This is a genomic window from Clostridium neuense, from assembly GCF_045310695.1.
Lineage (GTDB): Bacteria > Bacillota > Clostridia > Clostridiales > Clostridiaceae > Clostridium_S > Clostridium_S neuense.
In genome coordinates this window covers 1-26,649 of sequence record NZ_JBJIAA010000027.1, presented here as the reverse complement: position 1 = coordinate 26,649, position 26,649 = coordinate 1, and the positions used below count along the sequence as shown (strand labels likewise).

27 protein-coding genes, 1 pseudogene and 1 riboswitch are annotated in these 26,649 nt (G+C 30.9%); of the genes and pseudogenes, 16 read left to right on the top strand and 12 right to left on the bottom strand.

Going from position 1 to position 26,649, the window contains the following annotated elements; translation table 11 throughout:
• Positions 1–73: 73 nt before the first annotated feature.
• The 5 genes from ACJDT4_RS22400 to ACJDT4_RS22380 all read right to left on the bottom strand — a co-directional run bounded on the left by ACJDT4_RS22400 (position 74) and on the right by ACJDT4_RS22380 (position 4,802).
• Positions 74–769 (bottom strand): MgtC/SapB family protein, encoded by a 696-nt coding sequence (locus ACJDT4_RS22400; RefSeq protein WP_406789840.1) that lies wholly within the window; start codon positions 767–769, stop codon positions 74–76.
• A 26-nt stretch (positions 770–795) separates the two neighbouring features.
• Positions 796–1,557 (bottom strand): PHP domain-containing protein, encoded by a 762-nt coding sequence (locus ACJDT4_RS22395; protein WP_406789839.1) that lies wholly within the window; start codon positions 1,555–1,557, stop codon positions 796–798.
• A 35-nt stretch (positions 1,558–1,592) separates the two neighbouring features.
• On the bottom strand, positions 1,593–2,444 hold the full coding sequence (locus ACJDT4_RS22390) for a sugar ABC transporter permease (RefSeq protein ID WP_406789838.1): 852 nt from the start codon (positions 2,442–2,444) through the stop codon (positions 1,593–1,595).
• A 25-nt stretch (positions 2,445–2,469) separates the two neighbouring features.
• Complete coding sequence (locus ACJDT4_RS22385; RefSeq protein ID WP_406789837.1) at positions 2,470–3,381, bottom strand: carbohydrate ABC transporter permease; 912 nt, start codon at positions 3,379–3,381, stop codon at positions 2,470–2,472.
• A gap of 140 nt (positions 3,382–3,521) precedes the next feature.
• The gene (locus ACJDT4_RS22380) at positions 3,522–4,802 is read right to left on the bottom strand and encodes a sugar ABC transporter substrate-binding protein (protein WP_406789836.1); all 1,281 of its coding nucleotides are present in this window, start codon (positions 4,800–4,802) and stop codon (positions 3,522–3,524) included.
• A 384-nt stretch (positions 4,803–5,186) separates the two neighbouring features.
• On the opposite strand from ACJDT4_RS22380, the gene ACJDT4_RS22375 reads away from it, so the two are divergent.
• Positions 5,187–6,020: an AraC family transcriptional regulator gene (locus tag ACJDT4_RS22375; protein WP_406789835.1), complete on the top strand. Its 834-nt coding sequence runs from the start codon at positions 5,187–5,189 to the stop codon at positions 6,018–6,020.
• Positions 6,021–6,075: 55 nt separating this feature from the next.
• Here the strand turns inward: ACJDT4_RS22375 and yfcE are convergent, their stop codons facing one another.
• Together yfcE and ACJDT4_RS22365 are read right to left on the bottom strand one after the other, a co-directional pair.
• Positions 6,076–6,618, bottom strand: coding sequence for a phosphodiesterase (gene yfcE, locus ACJDT4_RS22370; RefSeq protein ID WP_406789834.1), 543 nt, complete (start codon positions 6,616–6,618; stop codon positions 6,076–6,078).
• Between the two features lie 23 nt (positions 6,619–6,641).
• Positions 6,642–7,313, bottom strand: a complete 672-nt coding sequence (locus ACJDT4_RS22365; protein WP_406789833.1) for a class I SAM-dependent methyltransferase — start codon at positions 7,311–7,313, stop codon at positions 6,642–6,644.
• 114 nt (positions 7,314–7,427) lie between these two features.
• Here ACJDT4_RS22365 and ACJDT4_RS22360 point away from each other — a divergent pair, with 114 nt between their 5' ends.
• From ACJDT4_RS22360 to ACJDT4_RS22350, 3 genes are all read left to right on the top strand, one after another.
• Positions 7,428–7,772 (top strand): hypothetical protein, encoded by a 345-nt coding sequence (locus ACJDT4_RS22360; RefSeq protein WP_406789831.1) that lies wholly within the window; start codon positions 7,428–7,430, stop codon positions 7,770–7,772.
• 262 nt (positions 7,773–8,034) lie between these two features.
• Positions 8,035–9,474 (top strand): DEAD/DEAH box helicase, encoded by a 1,440-nt coding sequence (locus ACJDT4_RS22355; RefSeq protein WP_406789830.1) that lies wholly within the window; start codon positions 8,035–8,037, stop codon positions 9,472–9,474.
• Between the two features lie 48 nt (positions 9,475–9,522).
• Positions 9,523–10,818 carry a glycoside hydrolase family 18 protein gene (locus ACJDT4_RS22350; protein WP_406789829.1) on the top strand — a complete coding sequence of 432 codons (1,296 nt, stop codon included), beginning with the start codon at positions 9,523–9,525 and terminating at the stop codon, positions 10,816–10,818.
• Between the two features lie 86 nt (positions 10,819–10,904).
• On the opposite strand, the gene ACJDT4_RS22345 is transcribed toward ACJDT4_RS22350, so the two are convergent.
• On the bottom strand, positions 10,905–11,327 hold the full coding sequence (locus ACJDT4_RS22345) for a putative ABC transporter permease (protein ID WP_406789828.1): 423 nt from the start codon (positions 11,325–11,327) through the stop codon (positions 10,905–10,907).
• Positions 11,328–11,676: 349 nt separating this feature from the next.
• On the opposite strand from ACJDT4_RS22345, the gene ACJDT4_RS22340 reads away from it, so the two are divergent.
• The 7 genes from ACJDT4_RS22340 to ACJDT4_RS22310 all read left to right on the top strand — a co-directional run bounded on the left by ACJDT4_RS22340 (position 11,677) and on the right by ACJDT4_RS22310 (position 18,442).
• Positions 11,677–12,297, top strand: a complete 621-nt coding sequence (locus ACJDT4_RS22340; protein ID WP_406789827.1) for a LysE/ArgO family amino acid transporter — start codon at positions 11,677–11,679, stop codon at positions 12,295–12,297.
• Positions 12,294–13,739, top strand: coding sequence for an aminotransferase-like domain-containing protein (locus tag ACJDT4_RS22335; RefSeq protein WP_406789826.1), 1,446 nt, complete (start codon positions 12,294–12,296; stop codon positions 13,737–13,739). The genes ACJDT4_RS22340 and ACJDT4_RS22335 overlap by 4 nt, the downstream gene beginning before the upstream one ends.
• Positions 13,740–13,760: 21 nt before the next feature.
• On the top strand, positions 13,761–14,183 hold the full coding sequence (locus ACJDT4_RS22330) for an EamA family transporter (protein ID WP_406789825.1): 423 nt from the start codon (positions 13,761–13,763) through the stop codon (positions 14,181–14,183).
• A 188-nt stretch (positions 14,184–14,371) separates the two neighbouring features.
• A riboswitch (SAM riboswitch) is annotated at positions 14,372–14,480 on the top strand.
• Between the two features lie 103 nt (positions 14,481–14,583).
• On the top strand, positions 14,584–15,642 hold the full coding sequence (locus ACJDT4_RS22325) for a methionine ABC transporter ATP-binding protein (protein ID WP_406789824.1): 1,059 nt from the start codon (positions 14,584–14,586) through the stop codon (positions 15,640–15,642).
• The gene (locus ACJDT4_RS22320; RefSeq protein ID WP_406789823.1) at positions 15,611–16,291 is read left to right on the top strand and encodes a methionine ABC transporter permease; all 681 of its coding nucleotides are present in this window, start codon (positions 15,611–15,613) and stop codon (positions 16,289–16,291) included. The genes ACJDT4_RS22325 and ACJDT4_RS22320 overlap by 32 nt, the downstream gene beginning before the upstream one ends.
• A gap of 22 nt (positions 16,292–16,313) precedes the next feature.
• Positions 16,314–17,144: a MetQ/NlpA family ABC transporter substrate-binding protein gene (locus tag ACJDT4_RS22315; protein WP_406789822.1), complete on the top strand. Its 831-nt coding sequence runs from the start codon at positions 16,314–16,316 to the stop codon at positions 17,142–17,144.
• Between the two features lie 626 nt (positions 17,145–17,770).
• Positions 17,771–18,442 carry a YczE/YyaS/YitT family protein gene (locus ACJDT4_RS22310; RefSeq protein ID WP_406789821.1) on the top strand — a complete coding sequence of 224 codons (672 nt, stop codon included), beginning with the start codon at positions 17,771–17,773 and terminating at the stop codon, positions 18,440–18,442.
• 271 nt (positions 18,443–18,713) lie between these two features.
• Here ACJDT4_RS22310 and ACJDT4_RS22305 read toward each other — a convergent pair whose 3' ends face one another.
• A complete protein-coding gene (locus tag ACJDT4_RS22305; protein WP_406789820.1) occupies positions 18,714–19,859 on the bottom strand; it encodes an SH3 domain-containing protein in 1,146 nt (381 codons plus the stop codon).
• A gap of 213 nt (positions 19,860–20,072) precedes the next feature.
• Between ACJDT4_RS22305 and ACJDT4_RS22300 the strand changes: the two genes are divergently transcribed.
• On the top strand, positions 20,073–20,606 hold the full coding sequence (locus ACJDT4_RS22300) for an ECF transporter S component (RefSeq protein ID WP_406789819.1): 534 nt from the start codon (positions 20,073–20,075) through the stop codon (positions 20,604–20,606).
• Positions 20,607–20,988: 382 nt separating this feature from the next.
• On the opposite strand, the gene ACJDT4_RS22295 is transcribed toward ACJDT4_RS22300, so the two are convergent.
• Positions 20,989–21,411, bottom strand: coding sequence for a hypothetical protein (locus ACJDT4_RS22295; RefSeq protein WP_406789818.1), 423 nt, complete (start codon positions 21,409–21,411; stop codon positions 20,989–20,991).
• A gap of 145 nt (positions 21,412–21,556) precedes the next feature.
• Here ACJDT4_RS22295 and ACJDT4_RS22290 point away from each other — a divergent pair, with 145 nt between their 5' ends.
• From ACJDT4_RS22290 to pepV, 4 genes are all read left to right on the top strand, one after another.
• Positions 21,557–22,324, top strand: coding sequence for a histidinol phosphate phosphatase (locus ACJDT4_RS22290; RefSeq protein WP_406789817.1), 768 nt, complete (start codon positions 21,557–21,559; stop codon positions 22,322–22,324).
• A 63-nt stretch (positions 22,325–22,387) separates the two neighbouring features.
• Positions 22,388–23,383 carry an alpha/beta hydrolase gene (locus tag ACJDT4_RS22285; protein WP_406789816.1) on the top strand — a complete coding sequence of 332 codons (996 nt, stop codon included), beginning with the start codon at positions 22,388–22,390 and terminating at the stop codon, positions 23,381–23,383.
• A gap of 11 nt (positions 23,384–23,394) precedes the next feature.
• Entirely contained in the window at positions 23,395–23,871 is a 477-nt protein-coding gene (locus ACJDT4_RS22280; protein ID WP_406789815.1) for a hypothetical protein, read from the top strand.
• 316 nt (positions 23,872–24,187) lie between these two features.
• The gene (pepV, locus tag ACJDT4_RS22275) at positions 24,188–25,579 is read left to right on the top strand and encodes a dipeptidase PepV (RefSeq protein WP_406789814.1); all 1,392 of its coding nucleotides are present in this window, start codon (positions 24,188–24,190) and stop codon (positions 25,577–25,579) included.
• 262 nt (positions 25,580–25,841) lie between these two features.
• Here pepV and ACJDT4_RS22270 read toward each other — a convergent pair whose 3' ends face one another.
• Positions 25,842–26,270: a hypothetical protein gene (locus ACJDT4_RS22270; RefSeq protein ID WP_406789813.1), complete on the bottom strand. Its 429-nt coding sequence runs from the start codon at positions 26,268–26,270 to the stop codon at positions 25,842–25,844.
• Between the two features lie 90 nt (positions 26,271–26,360).
• Positions 26,361–26,423, bottom strand: a pseudogene (locus ACJDT4_RS22265) (helix-turn-helix domain-containing protein); the annotation flags it as partial.
• Positions 26,424–26,649 lie beyond the last annotated feature (226 nt).

Genomic DNA, 26,649 nt, shown 5'->3' with positions numbered 1-26,649 from the left:
TGTTTAAAATCATACTTTTTGTCCAGTTTATTAATTGACATAATATATTAGTAAATTCAATATATCTATATGTTTAGATTTCTAAATATCTTATATTAGAATTTTTCTCCATTAGCGATAACAATTTTGGTGCATCATAAGTTTGAGGAACTTTTAATGTTAGTTCAAGTTCTATTGACTTAGAATTATTAGTAGCATTATCAGGTTTTCCTCTTTTTGCTTTGAAATTCATTATTTTAATGCTTTCCTTTTTTAGCATTTCTTCAATGTATTCTAAAACTTCGGGTTCATTTGAGATTTTCAAAGTTATTCCCTCGATACGAGGTATAGAGAGCCATGAAAAATTTCTATGCAAAATAGTTTGCGCGATTACAATTATAGCTGATGATATTAATCCAATAATATAAAGCCCAGCTCCAAAAGCAAGCCCTATGCCAGCAGTTGCCCAAATTCCAGCAGCAGTTGTAAGGCCTTTTATAGATTGTCTTTTCATAAATATCATTCCAGCCCCAAGAAAGCCAACTCCACTTACTACTTGAGCAGCAATACGTGAAGGATCTAGAGATATATCATTTGTACCTATTTGATCTTGAAAACCATATTTAGATACAATCATCATAAGTGCAGCACTTAAACATACTATAAAATGAGTCCTGATTCCAGCTTCTTTCATTCTATTTTCTCTTTCGTATCCTATAATTCCACCGCAAAGCCCAGCGATTAAAATTCTAATCAAATATTCAAATTGTAAGGAAGAAAAAAGCGTCATAAAAATCACCTCCATAACTAAGCAAATTAAATTTTATAAGTTTTTCCTTGTGCAACTCTTTCGAATTCACCTTCCCAGTTTCCAGTAATATTGTGGTAATAATCTTTGCTCTTACCTTCTTTGATTAATTTTTTTATTAGAAGTTCTTTTTTATTTACTTCATCATTGTGTTTTTTTATTCTTTCTTGATCTGAAGAAAGCTTATAAGCCCCCTTTTTTAGCATATCAATTAGTTCTTTTTCGCTGTTTGGTGGAACTATTAAATCATTACAATAAATTCCAACCTTGGTGTAATGATGTGCATCTGAATTAGCAATTAAATTTGTGTTTAGTTTTTGGGCTAACTGTTTGATTTTTTCCGTGTCGTCTATTCCTATGTTGGTAGAATGTATTTCTATTGCATCAGGAACAAACTTTTCTAGATTCTCTTTTATAAAACCTCTATACCTAAAAGGGTGTGCAAATGCAATATATCCATTGTTTTCTCTGACATAAGAATGTAATTCCTCATACACCCATTTTTTATCCTGAAGTATTTTATCATGTAACCCAAGAACAAGAATATGCTCGTGAGTATCTTGCATTTCAATTTCAATGCCACCGTAAATTTTAAATGGTTTGTATTTATTATTAAGTTCATTTAAACGTTCTAATGGTGTCAAGATGTTATGATCTGTAAAAATTATACTATCCAATCCAAATTTTATTGCGGCTCTAATTTGTTCATCTTCACTTGATTTACTGCAAGCTGAACGCTCTTTGTCGTGAACATGTAAATCTATTTTCATATATACACTTCCATCCTATAAAAATTATATTTAAATTAACCTTTTACACCTCCTATTGTAAGTCCTCCTACAAGATATTTTGAGAGACATACAAATAAAATTATAACTGGTACAGAAGTAATTAATGCAGCAGCCGAATATACGCCCCAATCGGTTGAAAACTGACTTTGCATATTAACAAGACCTACAGGAAGTGTTGTTTTTGTTGGATCTGTAATTATAACTCTAGCAATTACATACTCAGACCAGCTGTTCATAAATGAAAATAATGTTGTTAGGGCGATAGCAGGTTTAGCTAAAGGTAATATTATTTTGCAAAAAGCATAGGGTATACTAGATCCATCTACATAAGCACTTTCTTCAAGTGATTTAGGAATTGTATCAAAGTATCCCTTCATCATCCATATGTTAAAAGGTACTGCTGTAGAAATATATACTATAATTAGGCCTTGAAATTTGTTTGTAAGATTTATTTTGAACATAAGCATAAATAGAGGAAGTAACATCATTGTTGCAGGAAACATCTGCGTAATTAGCAGCGAAACCATTCCTGCTCTTTTTCCTCTAAATTCAAATCTGGAGAAAGCATATGCAGCAAACATTGAGATTGTTACACTGATAGCAGTTGCAGAACCTGCTATAATTAAACTATGCAGAAGCCAGTCTTGAATATGGTATTGTGTGAAAGCTAATTTGAAATTGTTAAGTGTTGAATTTTTAGTTATTATGGCGAGAGAGGTTGAATACAAGCTATTTGATGGCCTTAGAGCTACCGCTAGTACGTTTAATATAGGGTATACGGTAAGAATTGCAGCAAAGGTTAATACTATATATCTAAATATTATCATAAACTTAGTATCTCTAATGCCGAACTTTTCCTTTTTCATTATTTTTTCCTCCATATTTTAAAAATTAATCATCTAGTTTTTGAGCTTTTAAAAACAATGAACTAAAGCATAATAATATTAAGAATATTATTACTGAGAAAGCTGCTGCATGTCCATATTTATAATATTCAAATGCATCTTTGTACATTAATGTAACCAGTATTTGAGATTTCTCAGATTGGACACCACTTGTCATTATTAATATTGTATTAACTACATTAAAGGTCCAAACACAACTTAAAACTATAGAAGGTGTTAAAACAGATTTCATAAGTGGTAAGGTTATACTTTTTGTTTTTTGCCATCTAGTTGCACCGTCAACATCGGCTGCTTCATACAATTCGTTTGATATACTTTGTAAACCACCAATGGATATCATCATCATGAATGGTATTCCTACCCATACATTAATAAATATACATGCTAAAAATGTATAGCTTGGATTAGTGAGCCACGGAATAGAATGTGCCCATGGAAATATTTTTGATAGAATTATATTTACTGCTCCATACTGAGAATTAAACATACCTTTCCAAGTTAGTACTGAAATATAGCTTGGTACAGCCCATGGAAGTATTAACAGCGTTCTATAAATTTTTTTTCCTGGAAATTTAGCATTTAGTAGCATTGCTAAAAATAGACCTATGCAAACAGTAAGTCCTACATTTACGAATGTCCAAATTAATGTCCTTAATAATGTGTTATAAAATGTACTATCTTTTAAAATACTTAAATAATTATCAAATCCAATAAATGGATAAATATTAGATTTCAAATTCATAAGTGTTACGTTTCTAAAGGAAAGATTAAATTCATATAGTAATGGATATAAGATAACAGCACACATAACTAAAAATGCAGGAAGTAAAAAACAAATTGTTACTAATTTTTTTTGAGCTTTAATAGTTAAATGTTTTTTATTCTTAGAGTATTCCATTGTTTTTTCTCCTTTTTATATTTATTTTAAAGGGCTGATGTATAATAATTGAAAAATGATAATGTAAATTTTTCTTGTTGAAGGAAATTTACTGAATTTATTAATAATTATTAATATAACAGCCCTTTATTTCAAATGTATTAGTTTACTCCTAAATTTTTAATTTCTTCTTCTGCTTTTTGTTGCATTTGAGCTGGTGCCTCATTTGGAGCTACTTTTCCACTAAACATATCTTGTTGTACAGGTCTTATAGCATCCCATATTGCTCTCATTTGTGGAATAATAGGCATTGGTAAACAGTTTTTATATTGTTCAGTTTGTATTGAATACATAGGATCTGTTTTATATTTATCAGTTTTTAGTGTTTCAATATTAGTAGGCAATTTACCATGTGCATCAGATAACACTAGCTGAGAACTTTTTGATGACATAAAATCTAGGAATTTAGCAACTGCTGCTTTTTTAGTGGCATCCTTTACATTGGCAGAAACTGCAAAACCACTAATTGAAGATAAAGGTTTCATAAGCTTGCCGCTGGCTGTTGGAAGAGTTGCTATTCCAAAGTCAACACCTGCTTTTTTATAAGTGTTGAAGGACCACGGTCCACTAATTATAAAAGCTGATTTTCCTTCTTCAAATAAGTTATCTGCCATATTTGCATCTGCTTCTTTAGGAATTAAACCACTATTATGTAATTTGTTTAAATATGATGACCATTGCTTCATTGCGCTAGAGTTAAGAGTTGGTTTAGGTTTAGCTGCATTTATATTATCAAAGAAACTTGCATCAAAGCAGCTCATAAACATTGAAGAATAGTAAGGTTCTACTTCATCAAAAACTAGCCCATATTGAACTTTCTTTTCATCTTGCAATTTTTTGCCCAATGCTTGTACATCTTCAAAAGTACCAGGCGCTTTATCAACAATTTTTTTGTTGTATATTAGAAATAATCCACTACTTACTCTGTCTGGTGTTTCCCAAACCTTTCCCTTATACGTTGCGGCATTTACAGATTCTTTGGTGAACCTATTTAGAAAGTCTTTTCCAACTACATCCTCGATGGGTTGAATAAGATTACCGGTTTGAAAAACTCCAATATTATCTCCGGGACCGAGAATAATGTCTGGTCCACTGCCTGAAACAGAAGTACTTACAAAGTTTTTTCTCATATCCTCTAGGTTAAATTGTGATACTGTAACATTAACCAAAGGATACTTTTGGTGGAATTTAGCATTTAAATCATTAATTGCTTTTTGTGTAGCACTATTTTCTGCTATCCACAATTTCAAAGAAACCTTTTTATTGATGGAAGCATCTTGGTTTTTAGATGTATTAGAACTGCTGCCACAACCTACTAACACGCTTGATATCAAAGTAACTGCAGTTATACAAGTTAGAAGTTTTTTTAAATGATTATTCATGATCTCCCTAGTTTTTTAAACGTAATAATTATGAATACGTTTTCCTTTATTGACTAAATAAAGTGGTAAAATAATAATAAGTGCTTAGTTTAACATTATAATCCCCAATTATTGTTTATTATTTTACCTAAAACTTAGGTTTTTACACCTCGCTTTTATTTTTTTAGTGCAACTATAATTTAATTGAAAACCTGATAATATGAATCAATTGAATTTGTTTGTTGCTATGTGTATATTATAACTTTAATATTCCTGTATATCTCGTCAATATTATCTTATTAGTAGACAAATTTTGTCCTTTTATATATAATAAATACGTAAATATTTATTTGTATTAAATAATTTATACGCTTATTTACAAATGATGCCACCGAGGTGAAAATTATGAATCCATATCTTCAAACTAAATTGTATTCATCAGAGCTTGCTGTCAAATTATATTGTTTGGAAAATTGTAGTAATATGCCTCATTGGCACATAGATGTAGAGATTATTTTGGTGACTGAAGGAAGTATAAAAGTAGGTATAAATGACGATTCTAGAATATTAAATAAAGGTGATATGGCTATATTTGGAAGCACAGATATACATTATCTTGATAGTACCAATATGAGTTCAAAAATTAATATGATTATTTTTCGTCCTGATATTGTGAGCAATTCTTTTGGTTGGCCTGAAACCTTTAAACTCAATACTCCTTTTATAAATGAGCATGTTATTAATAAGATAAAGCTAGAAAATTATAAAAAGATAGCAGACATATTCCATTCAATTGTAAATGAAATGAAGGAGAAAGAAACTGCCTATGACTTATGTATAAAAGGGAAACTAATTGAACTATGTGCTTTTGCTTTAAGATATTTGCCTATTAGTAGTATTGATAAAACTAAAAAAGGTAATAGACTTCCTGATATTAATAGAATTAAGAATGCTATGAAATTTATAGAAGATAACTATGCAAATAATATAACTTTAAATGATATTTCTCAAAGAGTACATTTTAGTGCATGCTATTTTTCTAGAATGTTTAAGAAATTTACTGGAACAAATTTTGCAACTTATCTTAGTGAAGTGAGAGTTGAAAATGCAGAGTTTTTAATTAAAACAACTTCTAAAACGATTGCAGAAATTGCTTTTGAATGTGGCTTTAATAGCGTACGTACTTTTAATCGTGTCTTCAAAAAAATAAAGGGCTATACCCCATCTAGTTTAGATTAACCCTAGAAGGGCTATAGCTCTTTATTTATATAATATATAGCTTGTGCAAAAACGGTTAGATATGTAATTCCTTAAATGTGTTCATATTTAAATCTTTTATTTTAAAAATATTATTTTCTAAAATTCCATAAGAATTAGGATTGCTTTCCTTTGGAATAGAAATAGAGCCTGGATTAATAATAAAAATACCATTTTCTTTCTTTGCAACAGGAATGTGAGTATGACCGTAAATTAGTACATCACCGTCCATAAGTTTTGGTATATTATCCTCTCCATATATATGACCATGTGTTAAAAATAACCTTTTGCCATTATAAAGTATTGAGGAATAGGTTGACATTATTGGAAAGTCCAAAACCATTTCATCAACTTCACTGTCGCAGTTTCCTCTTACTGCAATTATCTTATCACTGTATTTATTTAAAAGTTCAGTTACGCCTTTAGGATTATAGCCTTTTGGCAAATCGTTTCTTGCTCCATGGTATAGTTCATCTCCAAGAATAGCTATAAAATCAGCTGCTTCCTTTTTATAGTTTTCAATTGCTTTTTCTAAATAGTAGAGTGAACCGTGAATGTCAGATATGAAAAATATTTTCATCTATATCACCAACCTTTTTTGTTTTATTTAACAGCTATTACATCAAATACCCTTGATGAGTATTGGTTATTTTTTGAATCGTAAAAACTATAAATGCTTTTATTTATATTAGCAAATGAAAAATTATTTAGCAATGCCTTTAATTCATTTTCATCCGCATAATGATGTGGAATGTTTTCTTCACCAGTTCTTGACCCTATAAAAGTGTTTTTTTCAATTTCAGTACCAATTCCATAAGAAGTATCTAATGTGGAAAGAAAATCGAATACAAAATAGCTTTTGGGTTTTAATGTTCTGTATACTTCATTAATTCCTTGTTTAATATCACTAAGAATTGCATGATGTAAGGTTGAAGTACAAAGTACAACGTCAAAAAAATCATCATCATATGGGATAGCTGTGAAACTATGTTCCCGGATTGTTAAATTTGATAAATTAAGTTTTTTTGTATTTTTTATTATTTTGCTGCAATCAATATCTGAGGCATAAACATCAAAGCCAAGCGAATTTAGATATAAACTGTGCCTTCCGTTCCCACAGCCTAAATCGATTGCTTTTTTGCAGTTATGTTTTAGTAAAGTATCATTTGCTTTTATAACAAATGGCGAAATAGAGAGATCAATAAAACCATATTCTTTTGTTATATGGAGTTTGTAATTTTCCCATACACTGTCAATTTTAAATTTGCTATTCAAAATATAATCACTTCCAAGGCAAGTTTTTTATAAATTAATTATATATTATTTCCATGTTTTTCTTCTAGCTTAAAAATTAAAAATTTGATATAATTTCCTTAGGTGGTGATATGTATGGAGAAAGAGATACTGGAGATTTTAAAATCAATGCAGCAAGATATGAAGTCACTTAAAGAAGATGTGAATTCTGTAAAAGAAGATGTAAAATCTGTAAAGCAAGAACTTGGAACAGTTAAAGAAGATATAAAATCAATAAAAGCTGTTCAAGATGAGCACACACACCTATTAAGAGCATTGGAACATAGAACAGAGGTTATTTCAGCTGAACAGGAAAATTTAAAGCATGAATTAGCTGAAGTTAAGGGAGAAGTTAAAGGTATAAGAAAAGATTTAAGTAATGTAGAAATGATAACTGCAAGTAATTGGTCGGATATTGCAAAATTAAAGGCTGTAAAATAAATACATTCACTATTTTTATATATGAAGAATTCAAGTTAAGTGATGGTTTCATTTTTTTAGAAACTGCTGCTTAACTTTTTTATTGTAAATATTAATTTAACCTTATTCGTGGTATACTACCATGTGTAAAGATAAACCATCTTGAAACTTGAAATTTATTTGTACCAAAATGACGTCTTCTAGGCATTATGGTGCACATGAATTTCAATAGTTGAAGCGGTTTATCTATATATATAAAATCAGTAAAGTATGAGGTAAGAAAATGAGTGAATTTAAAGATTTAGGATTAAGTAAAGAAATTTTAGGAGCAATAGAAAAATTAGGGTATAAGAATCCGTCAGAGGTTCAGGAGAAAGTTATACCTTTAATTTTAAAAAATAAAGATGTTATGGCAAAATCACAAACTGGAAGTGGTAAAACCGCTGCTTTTGCAATACCTATTTCAGAAAAAATAGAACTTGAAGAAAAGAAGCCGCAGGTATTAGTTTTAGCACCAACAAGGGAACTTGCCTATCAGATAAAAGAGGACTTTACCAATATAGGAAGATTTAAAAGATTAAGATGTGCTGCAATTTTTGGGAAACAGTCAGTGAGTGTTCAACTTAATTCACTAAAACAAAGAGTGCATGTTGTGGTAGGCACACCAGGAAGAACCTTTGATCTTATAGAAAGGGGAGCCTTAGATGTTTCTAAAATAAATTATCTTGTAATAGATGAAGCTGATGAAATGCTGAATATGGGTTTTATTGATCAGGTTAAGGATATAATAAAAAAGCTTCCAAAGAAAAAACTAACACTTCTTTTTTCGGCAACTTTGCCAGAAGAAATATTGGAGCTTAGTAAAAAATATATGAAAGAACCTATTAATATAGAAATTAAAGCTAAAAGTTCTGTTACAGATAGAGTTAATCAAATTTACTATGAGGTAGAAAATGATAAGAAATTTGATTTGTTAAATAAATTAATATATGTGGAAAGACCAGAAAGTGCAATGATATTTTGCAGAACTAAGGAAAACGTAGAAAAGCTAACTTCTAGGATGAAAGCTAAAGGATATTCATGTAATGCGCTGCATGGTGGAATGCTTCAAGCTGACAGGACTAACATAATGAACAGTTTTAAAATGGGAGAATTTATTTTTCTTGTGGCTACGGATATAGCTGCCAGAGGAATTGATGTAGAAAATATTACACATGTTATAAACTATGATATACCTATGGAGAAGGAAAGCTATGTTCATAGAATGGGGAGAACTGGTCGTGCAGGAAATAGAGGAACTGCAATAACTTTTGTAACTCCAAGGGAGCATAGATTTTTACAGGAAATAGAAGAGACATTTGAATTAAGCATCATAAAAGGAGAGATCCCATCAGCAGAACAGGTTGAAGAGGGCAGAGAAATATATAATAAGACGCTTAAAAATACTGCAAAACCAAAAAAGGTGAAAAATAAAGAGATAAATAAAGAGATAACAAAGATATATATTAGTGCTGGAAGAAAGAAAAAAATAAGACCAGGAGATATAGCTGGTACTGTGTCAAGTATTTCAGGAGTTAACCCGGAAGATGTTGGAATAATAGATATACAGGATAACTTTTCTTATGTAGAGATTCTTTCTGGAAAAGGCAAATTGGTACTAGAAGGACTTAAAAATAAAACTATAAAAGGCAAAACTATAAGAGCAGAAAAGGCACAAAAATAGTTTAGCTGAATATAATAGTTATTGATAGAAATTTTTGTGGAGAATTCAGTGAGAATATATGTAGTTAAACCTGGTGATACTGTTTGGGCTATAGCTAGAAGTTTTGGAGTAACACCAGAAAGTATTATAAATGCGAATGGTCTTTCACAAGACAGCAGTTTAGTAGTTGGGCAAACCCTTGTTATTCCAAGTACAGAGATATCCTATAGAGTGAGACCCGGTGATACATTATGGTCTATTGCAAGAAAATTTGGAGTTTCAGTAGACAGCATTGCAAACTTAAATAACATTACTAATCCTTCAGCAATTTATCCAGGACTTATGATAAGAATACCTGAAAACGCAAAAAATTATGGATATATTGAGGTTAATGCGTTTATACAGCCATCTACCACGCAAAGGGAAAATGCTGTTTTAGGTGAGGCTATACAATATTTAACCTATGTAACTCCTTTTAGCCATCATGTAACCGCTGATGCTGGTCTTACACCACTTAATGATGAAAATATAATAAGAATAGCAAGGGAAAATAAAGTTGCACCAATGCTTTCGGTTACAAATATATCAGGTACGACAGGGGCAAACTTTAACAGTGAGCTTATAGGCAATATACTTAATAGCAATTCACTGCAACAAACTTTAATAAATAACATTTTAAATATGATAAGAAGTAAAGGGTATTATGGTGTAGTTGTTGATTTTGAAAGAATTCCACCTGAGGATAGGGAAAAATACAATAATTTTTTGAGAAAGCTTGTTGCAGCACTTCATCCAAATTATATTGTAGCCACAGCACTTGCACCAAAAACTTACGATGTTACTACGGGGGCATGGCACGGAGCACACGATTATAAGGCGCATGGAGAAATTGTCGATTTTGTAATTATAATGACTTATGAATGGGGTTGGTCTGGAGGCCCACCAATGGCAGTCGCCCCTATAAATGAAGTGAGAAAGGTATTAAACTATGCGGTAAGTGTAATACCGCCTAAAAAAATAATGATGGGAATGCCGCTTTATGGATATGATTGGACTCTTCCATATATGCCTGGGGGAGAATTTGCGGAAAGTATAGGAAATCAAGAGGCAATAAATAGGGCAGGTAGGTTTGGAGCACGAATACAATATGACGAAAAATCTCAATCGCCTTACTATAATTATACAGATAGAGCAGGCAGACAGCATGTTGTATGGTTTGAAGACGCAAGAAGTGTAGAAGAAAAATATAAGCTTGCTAGTGAACTTGGACTTAGGGGAGTTAGTTATTGGGTACTTGCACAACCTTTCCCACAAAATTTTAAAGTTTTAGATAATATGTTTAACATAGAAAAGGTGATAGAATAATAACTAAGCTAAGATATAAAAAAGCTAATAATTGTATAAAAAATTTGAGCAGTTGGTAAGTCCCCCTTCCAGCTGCTTTTTGTTAATTATATTGTAGATTCCTTTGAAATATTATGTATTTTTATTAGTTCATCATGAAATTTTTCAAAGAGAAGCCCAGCGATGAACCAATATGGTGCATAGTCAAGCCTTGTTATACCTTGTATTGTAATTCCTCTGTCATAATACCAAGGACATGAGCCTATTGTAAGACGTAAAATTGAGCCTGTGCAAAATTCCACTATTAATATAAGTACAGCATATATCCCCCCTCGGATTAAAATTGGCCAACGTCTTATAACATCATGTATTGGTTCCATAAAAATTGCTAAACCATATATTAGAAACATCCACATACTGGTCCAAGCATGCATTGTAATGTCTCCACTTAAAAGGGAACCAAATCCAGTCCATAATATTTCCATACACCATCCAGCTAAACCATATAATATAAATCGTAAAATTTTCATATAATTAGTTTGCCATTATTTATAATAACTATTCATAATTTTATTATTAAATTTAGAATTGCTTTAGTTTTTACTATAGTAAACTAAGCAACTTTTTAACCATTAATCTCTAGCTATAAACTGTTATTTGGTTGGTATAAAATTTAAAAATATGGTTGAGGACAGAAGAGGAAGGAGGGGATATAATTATAGGTGGACAGCGCTAAGTTTGAAAATTACAAATTTAAAGTTTATCCTGGCAAACTTTGAATTGTACTCTAAGTCAACTTCTAGTTTAACAGGATGAATTTAATATTAGCAATTTTAATTTTCCGAGTTGTTCAGCTATATAAGGTTTGGAGGTGATGTCATGATAAAGTATTATATTGAAGGACTTGTTTTAGGTTTTACATATGTTGCGCCTATTGGTGTTCAAAATTTATATGTTATTAATTCTGCTATATCTAATAAAAGAATTATGGCACTTAGGACTGCTTTGGTGACAGTATTTTTTGATGTTTCGCTTGCAATTACATGTTATTATGGTATTGGTATTGTTTTGAGTAAATCTCAAATTTTAAAAGAAATTATACTAATGGCAGGAGCAGTTGTTGTAATTTATATGGGATGTCAGCTTATAAAAGATACGCCTAATTCTCTTGGAAAAGTTAACGGTGATAAGAGTTTTTTTAAGTTAGTTTTGGCTTGTTTTACTGTTACATGGCTAAATCCGCAAGCGATTATTGATGGTTCATTGATGCTTGGGGGATTTAAAGCTTCTATTCCAGATACATATTCTAAATTGTTTATATTAGGAGTTTGCAGCGCTTCATTTGTATGGTTTACATGTCTTGCACTAATTATAAACTATTTTAAAAAGAATTTTAGTGTAAAATTGGTTGGTATAATTAATAAAATATGTGGTGTTATAATAATTTATTATGGTTTGAAGCTTGGAATTAATTTTATTAAAGGATTGGGTGTTTTATGATAAATATTGATTGGAAGCCTGATAAAAATTCTAATATGCCTTTATATAGACAGATAGTGGATTATATAAAAGAAAAAATATCAGGATGGGAGTGGATAGTAGGAGCAAAGTTGCCTTCCCAAAGAAAGCTGGCAGATATTTTTGAGGTTAATAGAAGTACCTTAATAGAGGCCATTGATGAATTAAAATCATATGGTTTAATAGATGGCAGGAGCAAGGGAGGAACAGTGATAGTCAATAATACATGGTCTGTATTAGCTTCAGGTAAAGCTCCAAATTGGGAAAAGTATATAAAAAGTGGTGTATATGAACCCAATTTATCTACTATTCAAATGATAAATAAACTTGAGTATGAAGATAATATTATTAGGCTCAGTACAGGTGAACTTTCACCAGAGCTTTTTCCTAAAAATGCAATGAAAACTGTACTTTCAAAGGTAGCAGATGATATAAGTTCGCTGGGATACGAAAGAACTAAAGGTTCACTTGAGCTCAGAAAAATAATAAGTAATTATGTGAAAAAGTTTGGAATTAATGCTTCACCATCCTCTATTTTAATTGTTTCAGGATCACTTCAAGCACTTCAGCTTATTTCCATGAGCATACTTAAGCCTGGAGATGATGTATTAGTAGAAAAACCATCATACATCAAGTCAATTAATGTTTTTGAATCTGCAGGTATGAAGCTAAAAGGAATATCTATGGATATGCATGGTATAGAGATAAGAGAAATATTAAAAAACATAAATAAAGAAACACCAATTTTATATACTATACCAACTTTTCAAAATCCTACGGGTATAGTAATGAGTGAAAATAGAAGAAATGAACTTATTAAAATATGCACAAAAGAAAGGCTTCCAATAATTGAAGATGATGCTTATAGGGAGTTGTGGTTTGATAAAAAGCCTCCACAAACTTTAAAATCTAAGGATAGAAATGGAATTGTGCTTTATATAGGAACAATGTCAAAATGTCTTTCTGCAGGTATGAGGGTTGGGTGGGTCATTGGACCTGAAGCAGTTATAGATAGACTCGGAGATGTTAAAATGCAAACGGATTATGGAGCCAGTTCACTTTCTCAATATGCTGCGGCTGAATGGATTTCAAGTGGACTATATGAAAAATATATTGAGAAGCTTAGATATGAACTTAAAAGTAGAAGGGACTTTACTATAAATCTACTTCATGAGTATTTTTATGATCTAGCAGAATGGAATGTGCCTAAGGGTGGATTTTATATATGGTTAAAGCTGAAGGTCAAAATAGATGTAAACAAGCTTTTCAATTTGTCCTGGAAGCAGGGCATTCTTATTAACCCAGGCTACATATATGATTTTCATAAAAATAGTAATATAAGAATATCTTATTCCTATGCATCATATAGTGAAATGCATATAGGAATAAAGAAACTTTCAGAAATTGTTAGAAAGCTAATTTGATTATTTTAAGGAGGAAATTTTATGTATGTTTTTTCAATTGTACTTATAGTGTTATCAAACGTGTTTTATCACATATGTCAAAAGCTAATACCAGAGAAGGCCAATCCTTTTTCTGCATTAGTTATAACATATTTTACTTCGGCTATTTTTTCATTAATAGCATTAATTTTTGATAAACATGGCAAAGGAATTTTTGGTTCCTTTAAAGATTTAAATTGGACAAGTGTAGTTTTGGGAATTTCAATAGTTGGATTGGAATTTGGATTTTTAATGGCATATAGAGCTGGGTGGGATATTAGCGTAGGTTCTTTAGTGGCGAATATAATTCTTGCAATTGTACTTATACCAATAGGAATTATATTTTATAAAGAGGGATTTGGAATTAATAAAATAATAGGAGCAGCTTTCTGCATTATTGGTTTAATATTAATAAATAGAAAATAGATTATATTAGTAGGAATTATGCATAATTATTAAAAAATAGTGTTTGATTTAGTAAATATATGTTTGTGTAAACGTACAATAATTATGTATTGATAAAAATATATAACAAAAAATCAGAAATTTAAATTTATTGTATTTGACACTGAAAATCTTTTTTTGTATAGTGTGTATAACAAAATTGAATAAAATCCTTATCGAGAGAAACTGAGGGGCTGGCCCGATGACGTTTCAGCAACCAGCATGTTTCATTTGCATGCAAGGTGCTAAATCCTGCAGATTAATTCTGAAAGATGAGGGAAGGTATTAATAATAGACCCTTCCATGGGTTTTTTTATTACTATTATCCTCTTCTTTTGCGAAGGGGATTTTTTTATTATAAATTTTAGGAAGGGGGATTATTGTGATAGAACTAAAAAATATAACAAAGGTTTATGAGGATGGAGATAAAAAGGTACATGCTCTTAAAGATATAAGTTTAGAAGTAAAAAATGGAGAGGTTTTAGGTATTATTGGATACAGTGGTGCTGGCAAAAGTACCCTTGTAAGGTGTATAAATTTGCTTGAAAAGCCTACCAGTGGAGAGGTTATAGTTGATAATAAGGATTTGACAAGGTTATCACCAAAGGATTTAAGGAAAATAAGAGAAAAAATAGGAATGATTTTTCAACATTTTAATTTAATGGCTAGAAGAAATGTATTTGAGAATGTAGCCTATCCACTTAAAGGTAAGGGGTTAAGCAAAAATGATATAGCTGAAAAGGTAAATAGTCTTTTAGAATTAGTGGGCTTGAAGGAAAAGGCTTTAACTTATCCATCACAGCTTAGCGGCGGTCAAAAGCAAAGAGTTGCTATTGCTAGAGCGCTTGCTAATGATCCACAGGTTCTTTTATGTGATGAAGCTACTTCTGCTTTAGACCCTGAAACTACTCAATCTATATTAAAGCTAATCAAGGAAATTAATGAAAAGCTTGGGCTTACAATAGTTATTATTACGCACCAAATGGATGTTGTTAAAGATATTTGCGAGAGAGTGATTGTAATGGAAGAAGGGGAGATCGTTGAGAAGGGAGATATAGTGCAAATATTTACTAATCCTAAAGCAAAGATGACTAAAAAATTTATGGCTACAGTATTTCATTATGATAAGGTATATGAGCTTATTGAAAGTAAAGAATTTGATAGTCAATTTTCAGAAAATGATATAGTAGCAAGGTTATCTTTTGTGGGTTCAAATGCTGAAAAAGCTTTTATTTCACAAATTTCAAAAAAATTCAAGGTGGATGCAAATATAATCTCTGGAAATATTGAAATAATACAAGGTATACCTGTAGGAAATCTTATTCTTAAATTTAGTGGTTTTAGTGAAGGAGTTAATAGAGCTATTGAATATTTAGGTGAAAACAACATATATGTGGAGGTGATAAAGCATGGAGAGTCTTTTGAACACGATTATGCCTAATGTAGTAGAACTTTTTCCAGATATGATAGCAGCACTTAAGGAAACATTAATAATGGTAGCTATATCAGGAATTATTTCTGCAGTTATTGGAATACCTGTTGGGGTAATTCTTGTAGTGACACGTCCTAAAGGTATATTGGAGAATAAGGTAATTTACAGTATAGTTGGCAAAATAATAAATGCATTTCGTTCAATTCCATTTGTAATATTGATTGCAGCAATTATACCATTAACAAGACTTTTAGTTGGAACAACAATAGGAGTAAAGGGTGCTGTAGTGCCTCTTGTTTTTGGAACAGCACCCTTTGTTGCAAGGCAAATAGAATCTGCACTTCTTGACATAGATAAGGGAGTTATTGAAGCAGCGGAAGCTATGGGCTCTAGCCCTTTTGAAATAATATATAGAGTTTTACTAAAAGAGGGTCTCCCACAAATTGTTTATGCTCTTACAATCACTACTGTAAGCTTAATTAGCTTTTCTGCAGTTGCAGGTACTGTAGGAGGTGGAGGACTTGGTGATTTTGCCATAAGATATGGATACCAGTATTTTAAAACCGATATTATGGTGGTTACAATTATTATTTTATTAGTTCTTGTAAGCTTAATACAAGGTTTAGGTGAGTTTTTATTAAAAAAATTAAGTCATTAAATAAAAAATAGGGGGAACAAAAATGAAAATACGAAGAATCGCAGCATTATTTTTAACTTTATCCTTAGGTGTTAGTTTACTATCAGGATGTAAATCAAGCACAGCAGCAAACACAAGTAGCAAAAAACAGGTTATTAAATTAGGAGTTACAGGTGAAGATCATAAAATATGGGATGCTTTAAAAGAGGATCTCAAAAAAGATAATATTGACCTTAAAATTGTAAGCTTTTCCGATTATGTAAGACCTAATATGGCTTTAAATGATGGCGACATAGATGCAAACTCATTTCAAACTATTGCGTACTTTAACAAGTTTAAAGAGGATCATAAGCTAAATATCGTATCCCTTGGAAATACGGTTTTAGCACCTATGGGCATATATTCAAGCAGCATAAAAAAGATTAAGGATTTAAAAAATGGTGCTAAAATAGCAATACCTAATGATCCTACAAATGGCGGTAGAGCGCTTATACTGCTTCAGGATGCAGGTATAATAAAATTAAAAGAGGGTGTAGGATTATTACCTACAGAAAAAGATATAGCTAAAAATACTAAAAACATAAAGATAGTTCAGTTAGCAGCAACACAAATTCCAAGATCTTTAAAAGATGTAGATGCAGCTGCTATAAACAGTGGAGTTGCGGTGGATGCAGGCTTTAATCCTCTAAAGGATTCAATTTATATAGAAAGTACAAAAAAGTCTTCTGTTAAAAATTATTTTAATATTATTGCAGTTAGAAGCAAAGATAAGAACAATAAAACCTTAAAGAAATTAGTTGAAGTTTACCAAACAGAGAAGGTAAAAAAACTTTTGAAGGATTTGTATAAGGGAGCACAAGTTCCAGCTTTTTAAAAAAAGAGTGAAGTAACAATGCTTCGTAACATTAAAAAAATCCTATAAATCTAAAGTTAAAAAATCATAAAATACTAAGATATTTCAATAACTCGCCTTTGGCTCAAACAGATTGAAATATCTAAGTATTTTACAATTTTTGAATCGAGATTTATTAGGATTTTTTTAAACCGTTCCTTCAGCATTGTTACTTCATTCTCACCGTAGTGCAAGGAAAAAATTCCTCCGTGCCTACGGAATTGTAGGCGTGAATCTTTAGGGTTAGCTAAAATTTTATATAATATATTGCCATTGATTTTTATTAATTAACTGTGTTTGTAGTGAATTTTACATTGAATAATTATCACTGCAGTACCTTCTTCAATTACAAAAAACATTAAATTTGAGACAAAAATTGATGATTTATTAGAAAAGTGTTTGAAAAAATTAAAAAGTATCATATAATTAATGCTATGATATATAGATAGGCAACCTAAAAGATTAAAATAACTAATGTTATAATTTTACAAGCACTGTCTTCTTTTAATTATACTCTGTACTCTAAGTTGACTTTCAGTTTGTTAGGAAAAATTTTGTATTAGTCATTTCCAATTTTCAAGTTGTTTATCTATAAAAGGGGGGCTAATATGAAAAGAAAAGCATTAATTATTTTAAGATTATTTATAGGTCTTATACTGTGTTCTATCGGTACGGTTATGACTATAAATGGAAATTTGGGATTTCAACCGTGGGATGTATTTCATCAAGGAATATCTATTATGCTGAATATAACTATGGGACAAGCAAGCATAATAGTAAGTGCAATTGTAATTATAATAGATTATATAGCAGGAGAGAAAATAGGTTGGGGCACTATTTTTAACATGCTTGTTATTGGAACCTTTATGGACATTTTGATGCTAAATCACTTATTGCCAGTTTTTAATAATGAAATACTTAGAATAGTTTCGATTATTATTGGAATGCTGTCCATGTCCATTGGTAGTTATATGTACATAGGAGCTGGTTTGGGCTCTGGACCTAGAGACGGGCTCATGGTTGCACTTACTAAAAAAACAAAAAAATCTGTATTTATTGTTAGAACGGTTATAGAATTATTTGTGCTTGTTATAGGGTATATAATGGGTGGTTCTGTTGGAATAGGAACTATAATAATGGTTTCCCTAGTAGGTTATTTTATTCAAATGGTATTCAAGATATTTAAATTTGACGTTAATAAAGTAAAGCATAGATTTATAAATGATGACATAAAATATTGCCAAGGAACAATACTTCGTCGCGTTAAAAAAATCCTATAAATCTAAGGCTCAAAAATCATAAAATACTAAGATATTTCAATAACTCGCTATAGCTCAGACAGATTGAAATATCTAAGTATTTTATGATTTTTTTACCAAGATTTATTAGGATTTTTTTAAATCGTTCCTTCAGCATTGTTCCTTAGCTCCCACGGTGGTGCAAGGAAAAAATTCCTCAGTGCTTACGGAATTTTGGGAGAGAAGTTTTATAGGAACAAAGAATTTTATAATGGAGTATCTAAAAAATATTATTATTTCATCCCTATAAACTCTAGTTTATATATTTTAGATATTTTACTGCTGAGAATCCTTCTACACCGTTTATATTTATTTTATACCAATTTCCATCAGTTGATATTCCAGTTACTTTTGCATATTGTCCTTCAGTTAATACTCCAAGGATTGAAGCAGTGGAAGAAGGATTTGATCTGATGTTTAATTGGTATACATTGTTTACAGTTACATATGAGTTAGAAGGAACAGAAGTTATTAAACTACTATATATCCAACCTGTCTGCCCATTGTAAATTACATTATACCAGCCAGAGTTTGAAGCTAAAAGTTTCAAAACTGTGTTTTTAGGTATTGTTCCTATGATTGCAGAACTAGTAGATGAATCAGATCTAAAGTTGGCAGCATAAACTACGTTGGAAACTATACCATATGAATCAGAAACTGGCATAGGATCAGGATTAGAACTATCTTCTATTATATTTACGTATCTTCCAGGAATATATCCTGAATTAATTTCACTCATAGTTATAAAGTATTTTTTTGTACCTTGTATTCCACCATAAGTTTGATCTGGAGTAGATTCGTAAGTGAAAGCACCTTGTACCCCATTTAAAGTTCCCCACTTATCAAATATAACAACGTGATCACCAGGATGGTCTAAAATATCCATGTGTTTTAAATCACTTAAATTAATTTTTGTAAAATAGCTATTAAGTAATGTAGAAGTTGATTGTTTATAGTCATTAATATCAAAAACAGCTTGTACAAAGCCAGAACAATCAATTCCAGCAGTTCCTTTAATATATCCGTAAGGAGCAGAAGTATTAACATTTCCAGCAAAGGCACCGCTATTTATTGCATTTACAAAGCTTGTCCATGGAGCACCGTCAGATGAAGTGTCTAAGCTATCTAATCCACCCCAATCGTATGGAATGCCAGTCATTGTTGCAGTTGATACATTTTTTAGCTGAGAAGGTTGAGTTACACTGCTACCGTTAGTTGATGGCAAAGTTGAATTTTTTACGCTTGAATATGTCCAATTAAGGTTGATTATATTGAGAGCTCTTTGTTCAGCCGCAGATCTGCTAATTGGACTTTGAGTGGCTGCAAACGTTTTTTTGTATGGTGCTAAAATAAGAACAGATAAAATTACGGTTAGAATTATTGTGTTTAATCTTTTCATACATTTACACCTCTTTACCTTTTAATAGAGATATGACATTGCAATTCTTTAATAAGATTATACTAGGCTAAAAAGGATAACTGCAATGGATAATCTGAGGAGAATATGTAAAGTTAAGGAGTTATATCAAATATATTGTATCCATACATTTTACATGGAATATATTATGGTATATATTATAGTAAATTGAATTCATAACTATAGGAGGCATTTATGGAAAAAGACGGAAGAGTATCTAAATTTACTACTAAGGATTTAGCTGAAATAGGTATGATGGCCGCTATTATATTTGTTGGTACTTACTTGAATATACCATATTATATTGGTTCGTCAAAATCAATGATTCATTTAGGTACAGCAGTTCTATTTATTGCAGTTTTACTCGTAGGAAAAAGAAGGGGAGCTATTGCAGCGGCAATAGGACTTTCTTTATTTGATTTGTTCTCGGTAACGCCAATATGGGCACCTTTTACATTTATCATAAAAGGCGGTATGGCGTATATTGTTGGAATGATCGCTTATAGGGGACAGTATAATGGGGAGAGCATGCTAAATAATATATTAGCATTTTTACTTGGAGGGGTTTTTAATATAATTGGATATTACTTTGTTGATGCATTATTTTATGGAAGTTTTATTGTTGCTTTTCAGCATGTACCAAGTTCGTTAATTACAACTATTATAGGAGTAATTGTAGCAGTTCCAGTTGGGAAAATTTTAAAAAAATCAATTGGCAGTAGAATTTAATTGGGTTGTAATAGTATTTTTATACATGTGAAAAGGATGCCAACTAAATCAATTCACAGTTCACAATAAAGGATGATTTTCTTCCGCGCACTACTGTGGGAGGGAAGTAACAATGCTGAAGGAACGATTTAAAATAGTCCTAATAAATCTTGGCTGAAAAATTGTAAAATGCTTAGATATTTCAATTGTCTGAGCACTTTTTTCAGCGAGTAAACATGCACGAGGTTTGGGCTAATATATAGATGACTAATACAAGTTAAAGAAGGATAATGGGATTATGTCCCATTATCCTTCTTTAACTCAAGCAAGCACTTGCCTAGAATTACCACTTAGATTTATAGGAACTTTTTAACGCGACGAAGCATTGTTACTTCGCAGTTTTCTACCTGCAGGTAAATGATTCAATTCTTCTTAAATCAAGTCCAAAATAAACCCATCTTCTACGCATCCATCGATATCCAGCTATGGATCTTGGACCTACATAAGTAATGAATGCCCAGTAGGATCTTCCATTAGTTTCCCAAATATAAGTATACTTATATCTGCATATTCTTATAGCTCCTGGATCAACTGCTTTAAGACTAGGTCCGGAGGAGGATTGCATGTTTTTAGTAGGTGTATAAGTTGGAGGAGGACCAGGTGGAACATTAGGCTGTCTAGTTTCGTAATCCTCTTCTTGCCTCATATCAGAACCAAAAGGACATTCAGCTAAAAAAGGGCAAACAAAAGGGGGAGCTTCATCACAGTCACATTCATCATTTTCGAATCTCATAGGATCAAAATTATCATTGTAGTTATAATACATAAGTTTCTCCTTGAAAATTATTTATGGATAAGTTTTATCCCTACCTTAATAAATTATGTAAAAAATCTATTAAGTGTTACTATATATATTACCAAGTTTTCTGTTATAATTAATCTGAACATTGAATTTTGTGAGGTGATATTATATGATATTTGATAGTCATGTTCATACGGAGTTTTCTACGGATTCACAGCTTAAAATTGAAGATGCCTTAGAAGTCTCTAAAAAGTTAAATTTGGGAATTATTTCTACAGACCATATAGATTTAAATTACCCTGAAAAAAGTAAATTTGTTTTTGACATAGATGAATATTTTAAAAAATATCATAGATATAGGAGTAATAGTTATCTAATTGGAGTTGAAATTGGAATGACAGAGGAGTATAGTGATGAAAATAGGAAGATAAATCAAAGTTACGAATTTGATTATGTCATAGGTTCTATACACTTTGTTGATGGGATTGATATTTACGAAAAAAGTTTTTATGAGGATAGAGAAAAGAAAAGTGCCTATAACAGATATTTTGAAACTATGATTAAATGCCTTAAAACACACGAATATGTAGATTCTTTGGCACATATAGATTATATTTCTAGATATGCAGCATATGAAGACAGTGAAATATATTATAATGAGTATGCAGAATTAATTGATGAGGTATTAAAATTTATAATTGATAGGCAAATAGCTTTTGAAATAAATACTAGAAGGCTTGATAAAAATTATATAATTAAAAATTTGATTCCAATTTATAAAAGGTATAAAGCTATGGGTGGCAGTCTTGTTACAATAGGCTCGGATGCTCATAATAGTAACAGTATAGGAATGAATATGAAAGAGGCTTTTTTAATAGCAGAGGAGTGTAACTTAAAACCAGTATATTATAAGAATAGAAAACCTGAATATATTTAATGGTGTTTAAGCTTATTATTTGAATAGTTACATTTTAATTAGCCAAGATGGTGGCGATATAAAATGAGAATAAAAAAATATGCAAAAAGAGTGATTTTAGTTTTACTACTTGTAATATTTGTTATAGTTAGCTCTGTAGGTCTTTATATTGGGAGCATAGTATATAATCAAGTATGCGAAATAAAGTTTAATAAAAGTAGTAGTGTTTCATATAGTAATTTTAAATCTACCTTTGATTATGAGAGATTTAATTTGCTTGATAAAAGTGATGTAACTATACAGTCTAATTTTGGTTATAAACTTTCTGGAACCTATATAAGAAATTTTGCAAAAACCAGAAATACTATTATAATTGTACATGGTATAACAGGAAGTCGATGGGAGTCAATGAAATATGCAGATATGTATATAGACTTGGGATATAATGTGCTGATTTATGATTCAAGATATCATGGTACTAGTGGTGGAAAAAATATTTCTCTTGGATACTTTGAAAAGTATGATTTGGATAACTGCGTTAAGTGGGTTAGAAAGCAAAATCCAAATGGGATAATAGGAATCCATGGAGAATCTATGGGAGCGGCCACGGCACTTTTACATTCTAATATGAATATAGAAGAAAAGTATGTATCTTTTTATGTGGTAGACTGTCCATTTTCTGATTTGCCAGAGTTGTTTAGTGATAAACTTACAGAGGAAATGAAAAATCATGGTAAATTAATAGCAAATGCTGTAGTATTTTATTCTAGTGTTTATGCCTGGTATAAAGCTGGATTTTCATTATACTCCATATCACCAAAAAAAGCGCTGGATGGAGTTGAAGTACCTATAATGTTTATTCATGGTGCAGATGATGATTTTATTCCACCATATATGTCCTTGGAATTGTATATTGAAAAGAAGGGGCCTAAATATTTATATATTGCTCCTAATGCAGGGCATGCTCAATCTTACTTAAAAAATAAAGATGAATACAAGGCAAAGGTAAGGGAATTTTTGATAAGAAATAAGATTATAGACGACAAAACTGATGAAAGCAAGCCAGTAAAAATGTATTAAAGAGGTTAGCAATGAACAGTGAAGAAAAAAAATTTTTTCAAAACTTATGTGAAATATGTGTTTCTGATTACCAGGTATTAAATAGTTCTGACCTTGTAAGCGCACTTATTAGTCAGGTTTCAAGGTTAAAGGGAATTGATGTGCCTTTTATAAGAGGAATTCTGTATGTTCAAATTAAAAATCGTAGAAGGAATTATGCTCATTCTTTTAATATTTATAAAGGGCAAGTTATAGATGCAGCCATATATGGGCATGCACTTCTTAATAAAAATTTTCAAGAGCTTTTTCCACTATATGTTGTAGGTAATGAACCGGAGCATATAGAATATTCAGTTATATCAGAGGTGTATTTAGATGCACAATTTAAGTTTAATGAAGATTTTCTTAGAAATATAATCTATAAAATAGATAATTACAGAGCTACTAACATCAAAAGATTTAATGAAATTGAAGATAGTAGAAAAAAGAATCTTTTCTATTATAAATAAAGTGCGAAGTAACAGTATCTTGAGATGTTAAATGAAAACTATAAATCTAAGGTAATGATTGTTAAAATCCTAAGAAGTTTCAATAACTCACCTGTGGTTCAAACAGATTGAAACTTCTAAGCCTTTTAACAATCATTACCTAAGATTTATTAGCTTTCATTTAAATCATCTCTTCAATACTGTTACTTCGCGCCACGGTGGTATAAGGAAAAAATTCCTCCGTTTCTACGGAATTTTAGGTGGAAACTTGTGCAATCTATTATATAAGTTATTATAATATATTAAATATATAAATAAATTAAATGGAGGCTTAGATATGGAAATAAATAAACAGGTGGATTTATTAAAAGATGAACTTGTAAAATCAACTCAGAAGGTTTTACAAATTAAGAGTGTTCAGGAAGAGGCGAAACCTGGTATGCCTTATGGAGAGGGTCCAGCAAAGGCTTTGGCATGTGCACTTGATATAGCGAAATCTTTAGGATTTAAAACAGTAAATATTGACAATCAAGTTGGATATGCAGAGTATGGTGACGGAGAAGAATATGTTGGAGCACTTGGACATTTAGATGTAGTTCCAGAAAATGATGGATGGAAATACCCACCATATGCAGCAGAAATACATGATGATAAAATATTTGCCAGAGGTGCTACTGACGATAAGGGACCTATAATGTCATGTTTATATGGGTTAAAAGCAGTTGTAAACTCTGGACTTCCATTGTCTAAAAAGGTAAGAATAATATTTGGAACAAACGAAGAAACTGGAAGTAATGAAATTGCATATTATCTAAAAAAAGAAAAGGCTCCTGTAGCTGGATTTACTCCTGATGCCGAATACCCAATTATAAATGGAGAAAAGGGCGTATTGGTTTTTGATTTGATAAAGGAACTAAAAGAAAAATCTTATGGAGAAGTAACTATAGCTTACATTAAGGGAGGAAATGCTCATAATATAGTTCCAAATTATTGCGAAGCAGGACTTAAAACTTCTCTTAAAGGCAGCCTAATCGATAAGTGTGAAGATTTTTCAAATAGAACAGGATATGATCTTAAAGCAGAAGAAAATGGAGATTTAGTTGTAATAAAATCCTATGGAGTTGCAGCTCATGGAAGTGTACCTCATATGGGTAAAAATGCTATAATGCAGCTTCTAGCCTTTGTAGGTGAATTAAATCTTGAAAGCTGTGATGTAGTAAACTACATAGAATTTTTAAATAAGCATGTGGGTATGGAAACAGATGGTGAGTCTTTTGGAGTAGGCTTAGAGGATAGGATTTCAAGAAAGCTTTCCTTTAATCTTGGAGTAATAGATTTAGATGAAAACAAAGTAAGTGCCACTGTGGATATAAGATATCCTGTAACATGCAAATTTGAAGAAGTAATAAATCCTATAAAAGAAATAAGTAAAAAGGCAGAAATTAATGTGGAAAATGTGTCTCATCAAAAGCCTCTTTATTTTCCAGAGGATCATTTTATTGTAAAGTCACTTCAAAAGGTTTATAAGGAGCAAACAGGAAAGGAACCAAGACTTCTTGCAATCGGTGGAGGAACTTATGCAAAGGAGATGCCAAATATAGTTGCTTTTGGACCTATATTTGAAGGAGAACCAGATGTTGATCATAAGGTAGACGAATATATAAAAATAGATCATTTGATTTTAAATGCTAAAATATATGCACACGCTATATATGAACTAGCGAAATAACATTGATTTGAGACATTAAATAAAGCCAATAAATCTAAGATGATAAATCATAAAAGTCTAAGAACTTTCAATAACTCGTCTTTGGCTCAGACAGATTGGAAGTTCTTAGACTTTTTTAATTTATCATCTAAGATTTATAAAGCTTTATTTAAACTGTCTCTTCATCAATGCTATTTCGCTCCCACGGTGGTGCAAGGAAAAAAATCCTCCGTTCCTACGGAATTTTGCGCGTGAAGCTTAAAATGTACTATTAAAAAAATTATTATTCGTCCCGGTTCATTTCATCATCTGAAATACCCATTTTGCGGCATTCATCGCAAACTTTTTCTTTTTCTAGTAGGTTTCCAATTTCATAACTTAAAACTTTGTTTTTTAATACAATTATTTTTGTATTATCAAATTTCATGTTTACGAACCAGTTTAAATTATCTTCTTCGGAAGATAGTGCTTGTGATAGTTTTTTTGGAAAATCTTCTTCCTGAGAAGAAAAAAATAATGTAGTCCAGTATTTGGAAGTTTCACCTGTTTTCCAAAGTTCTACTTTATGAATTGTAACATAATCTAAAATCAATTCATCTTTAATACTTTCTTTAATAATTACTCCATCATATTTAATTAGATTTGAGTATGTTTTATTGCTATTATAATTTGAATGACAGGAGTGTACAGTTTTTATAGTGTCAAATTTCATTGAATCTATCAGCAAAAAATCTATAGAAACTTGGAATAGTCTACTGAGTATTGGCAGCTTATCTGTTTCTGGTAAAGCTATATCTGCTTCCTATTTTGAAATCGCCTGTCTACTAACGCCACATTTTTCGGCCAGCATTTCTTGAGAATATCCATTTTCTTAGTAATTTGATTTTTTCTGCAAGTATCATAAATTCACTTCCTATCATTTTGATTTTGGTGTTCTAATAATTCGTTTACCACATTTTTCACATCTTCAATACAGTTCCCGCAACCAGTTCATGCTTTTGTAATAGCCTGTACTGATGCTAGTATAATATTGTAGACACGAAAGACCGAACACATTAAAATATAGATAAGATAAGGATGTGTTTATATGT